Below are 6835 nucleotides of genomic sequence, written 5' to 3' on the forward strand. Positions count from 1 at the left end.
ATCTCATGACCGGAATCCTGCTGTCCCTCCACGTGATTGCGGCCATTCTTGCCATCGGCCCCGTCGCTGTGGCGGCGAGTATGTTCCCGGTGGCGAGTCGCGCCGCGCTCGCCGATCCGGACAGCGCCAGTGTTGCGACGACGGGCATGCTGCATCGCATCGTTCGGGTGTATGCCACGATCGGCGTTGTCGTTCCGATGCTCGGTGTCGCCACCGCCGTCAATCTCGGAGTGCTCGGTGACCTGTGGATCCTCACCTCGATCGCATTCACCGTCGTTGCCGCCGTGATACTCACCGCGGTCGTGCTTCCCGCCCAACGGCTGACAATGGCGGCGATCGAAGGAACCGGGTCCGTTGTGGATGTCGCAACGCGCCTCACCCGTCGACTGGGCACAGCGACGGGGATCTTCAATCTGCTCTGGGTCGTTGTCGTCGTGCTGATGATCTTTCGGCCAGGATCGACAACCGGCGTGTGATCCGAGGCGATATTTCCCGTGTCGGAGACAGCGACGCTTGACCTTGACACAGTGACAAGGACTCCAATGGTCGACGAAGGAGGTGGTTGTCGTGAACACAACCAACCATGGTGGGCAGAATGCTCACCTCGTCGACGCATTGGCCGCGGCTGATCCCTCGGTTCGGCTGCGCGCCGCGCTCGCTGTCGGCACGCGCCCGGACCCTGAGCTGACGGATGCCCTGATCGATCGGTGCGCCGTCGAGCCGGACTTCTTCGTCCGCGACATGCTGACCTGGGCATTGTGCCGCTTGCCGGCCGAAATTACGGTGCCGAGGCTGATCCGTGAGCTTGGGTCCGATGGTTCGCAAGCCCGCAGTCAGGCGCTCCACACCTTGTCCAAGATCGGCGATCCGATCGCGTGGCCCGAGGTCTCTGCGCTGGTGCACGACCAGGACGACGAGGTCGCGCGCAGTGCGTGGCGCGCCGCAGTGGCACTCGTGCCGGCAGGAGTCGAGGGTGCATTCGCAGCGGATCTGGCGACCGAACTCGGGCGGGGTGAACTGCAGATGCAGCTCAGTCTGAGCCGTGCTCTGACCGGGCTCGGCGAGGCTGTACTCCCGGTGCTCGACGCGGCCGGAATGAGCCCGAATCCGCGTGTCCGGGCGCATGCTGATGCTACAAAGCAACTCTGGCACGACCCCGACGGTGGGTTCGCACTCTCACACGAGTTGGCGAAGCGCGTCGCGGCAATCGGCCCGGACGCGTAGGAAGGGGAGACGGATGTTGATCGGCGAGGTCTCGCGGCGTTGTGGTGTCAGCACACGGATGCTGCGTCACTACGACACCTTGGGACTGGTGAAGCCGACGGGCCGCACGTCCGGCGGTTACCGGGAGTACTCCGCCGACGACATCCGTCGACTCTTCCACGTCGAGAGCTTGAGGACGTTGGGGCTCTCGTTGAACGAGGCCAAGCGTGCACTGGACGAACCCGACTTCGCGCCGGCCGATTTGGTGGGTGAACTCATGCAACACACTCGGCAACGGATCGCGGCGGAGGAGGAATTGCTGACCAAACTCGAAAGGGTCGACGCATCCGCCCCTTCGGAGTGGGATGACGTCCTGCGCATGGTCTCGCTGTTGCGTGCACTCGAATCCGAGTTCGCTGCCCACCGTCAGCAAGCGATCCTGTCGCAGGATGCGAATGCGGCATTGCCCGTCGACGCACTCGTCGAGGCCATCCTGTCGGAGAAGGATGCCAACGTGGCCGGAGCGTTGCAGTGGGCGTTGGCGAGGACCGAAGGTGCGGGCCTTGCAGGTCTCACAAAGGGGCTCGAATCGGAGGACGTCGAAGTTCGACGCCGCGCGACGTCGGCCATCTCCGGGATCCACACCGAGGAAGCAACTCGGGCGCTGAAGCGAGCTCTCGATGATTCGGACGCGATAGTCCGCGCTGATGCCGCTCTCACCCTCGGATCTCGCGGAGAGGCCGTCTCGATGCCCGCTCTCCTCGAGATGGTCGCCGACGGGCGACGCGACGTCGAGGCCGGAGAGGTGCTCGGTCTTCTCGCGGAGCACTCACCGACAAGCGGTGAGGTCGTCGATGCCGTGCAGGCAGGGCTCGACGGCACTGACGACGCCCCGACGAGGTTGCGAATCACGCAGGCACTCGCTGAGATTCCCGGCGCGGCGGCCCGGGAAGCGCTCGCCCGGCTGACACGCGACAACGACAAGACGGTCGCGTCCACGGCAGCCGCGATCCTCGCGATGCGGGACCGTGGACCACGCCGGCGCGAACGACCGCGTATCGGGAACTGAAATCGGAGAACTAGGGCACCTCTGACAAATGCGGGCCCGGGTGGTCAGCGCCGCAACGATTTTGCCGCGGCGTTGCCCTTCAACGCTGCACAGAGCAGGACAAGGAGCACCGCTAGAAACACGACTGTTGAGGCGACAGCCGACACCACAGATCCGAAACCTGTCACGACACCGATGACGACCTGCATGCACAGTCCCACTACGGCTGTCCACGCCGTCCGGCGTAGAAGGGGCCACGCAATCCGATGGGCCAATTGCCACGCCTCGGGGCTCGAGATCGTCGCCTTCGTGCGTATGCCGACAACGGGATTCGGTTCATCACCGACGAGTCGCGGCATGAGCCCAGCAACGAACGCGAGGATAAGCGTCGACGACGTCAGTGAGACCGTCAGACCCAGTAAGTCAGGCGATTCCATCCGTCCAGCCCCCAATCGGCAGATGTTGACGCAGCGGACATTCCAGTCTGGGGTGCCGCTGGGACACATCCGACTGTATGCGAACGAATGTATGTACTGCTGATCGGGTGACGCACTTTCAGGCTTTGTCGGATGAGCAGTGGACTCGATCTCGGACTAGTTTTCAGACAAGCCCTAGTGTGGATTGCCTAGGCAGAAAAGGTTTCCCGCCGGATCTGCCAACACGTGCCGGATGATCCGCCCGAATCAAGTCGAGGTGAACCGTATTCCTTTGGCTGCGAGCCTGATCGATCTCAGGCAAAGCCTCGAAGCTGCTGCGCACCCGCTGCGCGGTGATCAACGGATATGGTTTCTCACGTGGTGGATCAACGGCGAATGAGTTTGCGACGCAGGTACCTGAGCCTCGGTCTTGGCGAACTGGCGGCCGCGGCCGTATTTGCCGCTGTGGCTGTCGGCGTCGTGATGCCTCGGCTCGAAGGTCCGAAAGACTCCGCTGCGTTGTGGTCGGCGCTGGCCCCACTGCTTGTGATACTCGTACAAGCAGGTGTCTACTGGCTGCTTGCCCGAGGCTGGGTCGAGCAGGCACCGATGCCGGCCCGCCTCGCAGCGCTCTACCGCGTGTTTCGGGTCCTCGATGTTCTCTTGTTGGCGATAGCTCTTCTCGGCGTTGTCATCTGGCTACCAGATCACTCCGGCGCGGCCGTGGGCGTGGTGGCGGTGTGGGCTTTCGGCGTCGCCGAGTACGCCAACTACTTCGTGGCTCGTCTCGCCTACCCGCTGCAGCGGTGGCCTTTCGAGGTCGGCAAGTTGCGGAGGCCCCAACTTGTGCACGACCTGCATTCGGCGCGGTGATACCGGCGATGAAGCCTGCCTTTGCCGCAACGGCAAAATTTGATGCGGGATCGGAGTGAATTCGGAAGGATCGGTTCTGCCCACCCAGGAATGAAGCCTCTATGTCGTTCTTCACCGAGTAAGGAGAACCACCATGGCAGCGTCGCGTCGCAGCCGCCGTGATGCCCCACCACCCCGGTCCGGAAACAGCGAGGTCGATACGCTACGCGCGTTTCTCGACTACTTGCGTGATTCGATCGCTGCCAAGGTCGAGGGTGCTCCGGAACCTCAGGTGCGCACCACAATTGTTCCGTCGGGGACAACCTTGCTCGGGCTGGTCACTCACTTGACCTTTGTCGAACGATCGATGTTTCTCGCAGAAAACGTGGCGGATTGGAAAGCGACGTTTCAGCCGTCATCGGAAGACAGCGTGGACGGTGTCGTCAGTCGCTATCGCGAGACGGTCGAGCGTGCCAACGCAGTTCTCGACGGATGCACAGATCTTGCCGCGCCCATCCCGCGACCGGGGGCGAAACGACCCGCTCCCAGTGTCCGCTGGGCGCTCGTGCACATGATCGAAGAGACCGGGCGCCATGCCGGGCACGCTGACATCCTCCGCGAACTTATCGACGGTTCGACCGGTCGGTGACATCGCAACAATAGTTAGAATCCGTCGGTGCAAGTGGCAGATCCTGGACGACAACCGTGGCGGTGAGGTCTTCCATCTCGCCCACAGCTTCCGCGATTCATCGAGGCAGATGTCCACGACCGCCCACTGGTACAGCGTCGACAGTTCCGTCGGGAGTCGTTACTTCCCAAGCTAGTCCGGTGGCGGCCGAGGGAATGAGCCCGTCGATCCATTTGGCCACGACACCGACGACAACTTTCTCGAGTTCCATACGTGACCACTTTCGCGGTCGATGCGGAACCGGCGGTTCCCAGCCTTCCTCGCCCCAGATCACGCCGAATAGCTCTCTCTCGTCACCGATTTGCTGATTCAGGCTGAATGCGTCAGGACCCTCGAATCGTGCCCATACGCCGAATGTTCCCTCGCCGTCCTGATCGACCGAGACATCGATGACGATCCCTTCGGTGCGCGGGGTTGCCGCGTGGTGAATCGCAGCCAGTCGATCGCTCACTACCGCCGACACGGTATCGAGGACAGACCTCAGCGCGCCGCTGTACTCAGCAGGTTCCATCGGCACAGGATATAGAAATTCAGGCAATCGACTTCGAAGTCAGTGCCCCCGACATGGCCGCCCATTGAAGAAGAATAACTGTCTTACCGTCGACGATTTCTCCGCCGGAGATCATGTCGTGTGCCGTGTCGAACGGCAACTCCAGGACTTCGATGTCCTCGCCTTCGTCTGGCACCCCGCCACCACTGCCGGTTCTGTCCGCCGGGCTGTATCGGCCGGCGAAGAAATGCACTCTCTCGGTGACGGATCCGGGGCTCATGTACAGATCGAACAGATGCTGCACCTCACCGATCGCGACGCCGAGCTCTTCGCTCGTCTCTCGCCGAATGGCTACTTCCGGCGTGTCGGCATCGAGCAAACCGGCTGCGGTCTCGATCAACATTCCGTCGGGGTGTGCGTTGACGTAAGCGGGAAAGCGGAATTGCTTCGTCAACAGGACGGTGCGCCGTTCGGGGTCGTACAGCAAGATCGTCGCGCCGTTCCCACGGTCGTAGGTTTCTCGTTGCTGTGTCTCGAGAGTGCCGTCCCTTCGCCGATACGTGAAGGTGCTGCGACGCAACACATGCCAACCGTCTGAGGTGACCTCGACTCGTTCGACCTCGACGTTCGGATTACCGTGCAGCCCGAGACCTGTTCGGTCGAGGCCGGTGCGACCCCGGCTGTCCGGAACGTCGACGCCGGCGCAACCCGCCGTTGCAGTCGGGTGTATCAGCTTGTCGCTGTCAGGTTCGGTCATGTCATCCACCGTAGCGAAGATCGGCACCTCGCCGTTATTGGGCAACAACAGCTTCAGCGTTGAGCGGCGTCGCGGCGGAAACTCTCAGTCCAACTGAGAAGTCCCGCCCCCGTCCGGAGACGGGAGCGGGACTCGGGTGTCAGCGAACTCGGCAGCGCGTCAGACTGCTTCCTTTGTCGCCTGCGCTGCGAGGGTGAGCGCGATGTCGACGATCATGTCCTCCTGACCACCCACCAGACGGCGGCGTCCAGCTTCGAGCAGCAGTGTGCGAACGTCGATTCCGTAGCGCTCCGACGCAGCCTCCGCGTGGCGCAGGAAGCTCGAGTACACGCCGGCGTAGCCAAGTGTGAGGGTCTCTCGATCGACGCGGACCGGCCGGTCCTGCAGCGGACGGACGATGTCGTCGGCGGCATCCTGCAGGGCGAACAGGTCGCAGCCGTGCTCCCACTCCTCGATGTTGGCGACGGCGATGAAGGCCTCGAGGGGGCAGTTGCCGGCACCGGCGCCGTGACCGGCAAGCGAAGCATCGACGCGGGTGACGCCGTTCTGCACGGCCACAACAGAATTGGCAACCGAGAGTGAGAGATTCTCATGGGCGTGGATACCGATTTCGGTGCCCTCGTCGAGGATGTCGCGGTATGCACGAACACGATCCGCGACGTCGTTCATCACCAGACGTCCACCCGAGTCGGTTACGTAGACGCAGTGCGCGCCATACGATTCCATCAACTTGGCCTGCTTGGCCAGTTCTTCGGCAGGCGCCATGTGGCTCATCATCAGGAAGCCCGAGACGTCCATGCCGATCTCGCGGGCGGTTTCGATGTGCTGCGCGGAGACGTCGGCCTCGGTGCAGTGCGTGGCAACGCGAACCGAGCGCACACCGAGGTCGTAAGCATGCTTGAGTTCACTGATCGTGCCGACACCCGGAAGCAGCAGCGTGGTGAGACGAGCGTGCTCGAGTACCTCGGCCGCTGCTTCGATCCATTCCCAGTCGGTGTTCGAGCCGGGGCCGTAGTTGAGCGAGCCGCCGGCGAGGCCGTCACCGTGCGCTACTTCGATCGCGTCGACGCCGGCAGCGTCGAGAGCTGTGACGATCCGCTTGACGTCCGTGGGCGAAATGCGGTGTCGGACAGCGTGCATGCCGTCACGAAGGGTGACGTCCTGGACGAAGATCTTGCGGTTGCTCACTTGGTTGCTTCCTTCTGCTGGGCGATGCGCTCCGCGATCTGCATTCCGGCGGACGTCATGATGTCGAGATTGCCGGCGTACGCAGGCAGGTAGTGTGCCGCGCCCTCGACCTCGAGGAACACCGACACCTGGTGGGTGGGGCGATTGCCGTCGACGAGCAACGTCTCGACGGGCTGGTCGGCCGGGATCTCGG

Annotated in this window: 9 protein-coding genes and 1 pseudogene; 5 read left to right on the top strand and 5 right to left on the bottom strand. The window is 63.1% G+C overall.

The features are described from left to right. Positions 1-5 precede the first annotated feature (5 nt). From A2J01_RS21545 to A2J01_RS21555, 3 genes are all read left to right on the top strand, one after another. Positions 6-476: a DUF2269 family protein gene (locus A2J01_RS21545; RefSeq protein ID WP_064113544.1), complete on the top strand. Its 471-nt coding sequence runs from the start codon at positions 6-8 to the stop codon at positions 474-476. An 82-nt stretch (positions 477-558) separates the two neighbouring features. Continuing rightward, the gene (locus tag A2J01_RS21550; protein ID WP_192712704.1) at positions 559-1224 is read left to right on the top strand and encodes a HEAT repeat domain-containing protein; all 666 of its coding nucleotides are present in this window, start codon (positions 559-561) and stop codon (positions 1222-1224) included. 13 nt (positions 1225-1237) lie between these two features. Next, positions 1238-2272, top strand: coding sequence for a HEAT repeat domain-containing protein (locus A2J01_RS21555; protein ID WP_064113539.1), 1035 nt, complete (start codon positions 1238-1240; stop codon positions 2270-2272). A gap of 44 nt (positions 2273-2316) precedes the next feature. On the opposite strand, the gene A2J01_RS21560 is transcribed toward A2J01_RS21555, so the two are convergent. Beyond that, positions 2317-2688, bottom strand: a complete 372-nt coding sequence (locus tag A2J01_RS21560; RefSeq protein ID WP_064113540.1) for an SdpI family protein — start codon at positions 2686-2688, stop codon at positions 2317-2319. 375 nt (positions 2689-3063) lie between these two features. On the opposite strand from A2J01_RS21560, the gene A2J01_RS21565 reads away from it, so the two are divergent. Further along, positions 3064-3540 (top strand): hypothetical protein, encoded by a 477-nt coding sequence (locus tag A2J01_RS21565; protein ID WP_082900928.1) that lies wholly within the window; start codon positions 3064-3066, stop codon positions 3538-3540. A 133-nt stretch (positions 3541-3673) separates the two neighbouring features. Further along, entirely contained in the window at positions 3674-4168 is a 495-nt protein-coding gene (locus tag A2J01_RS21570) for a DinB family protein (RefSeq protein WP_064113542.1), read from the top strand. 97 nt (positions 4169-4265) lie between these two features. On the opposite strand, the gene A2J01_RS21575 is transcribed toward A2J01_RS21570, so the two are convergent. The 4 genes and pseudogenes from A2J01_RS21575 to A2J01_RS21590 form a co-directional block, all read right to left on the bottom strand. After that, positions 4266-4718, bottom strand: coding sequence for a DUF6389 family protein (locus A2J01_RS21575; RefSeq protein WP_064113543.1), 453 nt, complete (start codon positions 4716-4718; stop codon positions 4266-4268). A gap of 19 nt (positions 4719-4737) precedes the next feature. Next, positions 4738-5454, bottom strand: coding sequence for an NUDIX domain-containing protein (locus A2J01_RS21580; RefSeq protein WP_042448262.1), 717 nt, complete (start codon positions 5452-5454; stop codon positions 4738-4740). A 159-nt stretch (positions 5455-5613) separates the two neighbouring features. After that, on the bottom strand, positions 5614-6642 hold the full coding sequence (gene dmpG / locus A2J01_RS21585; RefSeq protein ID WP_020909650.1) for a 4-hydroxy-2-oxovalerate aldolase: 1029 nt from the start codon (positions 6640-6642) through the stop codon (positions 5614-5616). Continuing rightward, positions 6639-6835: pseudogene (locus tag A2J01_RS21590) on the bottom strand (acetaldehyde dehydrogenase (acetylating)); the annotation flags it as partial. The pseudogene A2J01_RS21590 and the gene dmpG, both read right to left, overlap by 4 nt.

It is taken from the genome of Rhodococcus sp. EPR-134 (assembly GCF_001647205.1).
Lineage (GTDB): Bacteria > Actinomycetota > Actinomycetes > Mycobacteriales > Mycobacteriaceae > Rhodococcus_F > Rhodococcus_F qingshengii.

Bases quoted from the DNA above. Each gene is read 5' to 3' on its own strand.
- A2J01_RS21545 (WP_064113544.1), top strand. From the start codon at position 6: ATGACCGGAATCCTGCTGTCCCTCCACGTGATTGCGGCCATTCTTGCC.
- A2J01_RS21555 (WP_064113539.1), top strand. From the start codon at position 1,238: ATGTTGATCGGCGAGGTCTCGCGGCGTTGTGGTGTCAGCACACGGATG.
- A2J01_RS21560 (WP_064113540.1), bottom strand. From the start codon at position 2,688: ATGGAATCGCCTGACTTACTGGGTCTGACGGTCTCACTGACGTCGTCG.
- A2J01_RS21565 (WP_082900928.1), top strand. From the start codon at position 3,064: ATGAGTTTGCGACGCAGGTACCTGAGCCTCGGTCTTGGCGAACTGGCG.
- A2J01_RS21570 (WP_064113542.1), top strand. From the start codon at position 3,674: ATGGCAGCGTCGCGTCGCAGCCGCCGTGATGCCCCACCACCCCGGTCC.
- A2J01_RS21575 (WP_064113543.1), bottom strand. From the start codon at position 4,718: ATGGAACCTGCTGAGTACAGCGGCGCGCTGAGGTCTGTCCTCGATACC.
- A2J01_RS21580 (WP_042448262.1), bottom strand. From the start codon at position 5,454: ATGACCGAACCTGACAGCGACAAGCTGATACACCCGACTGCAACGGCG.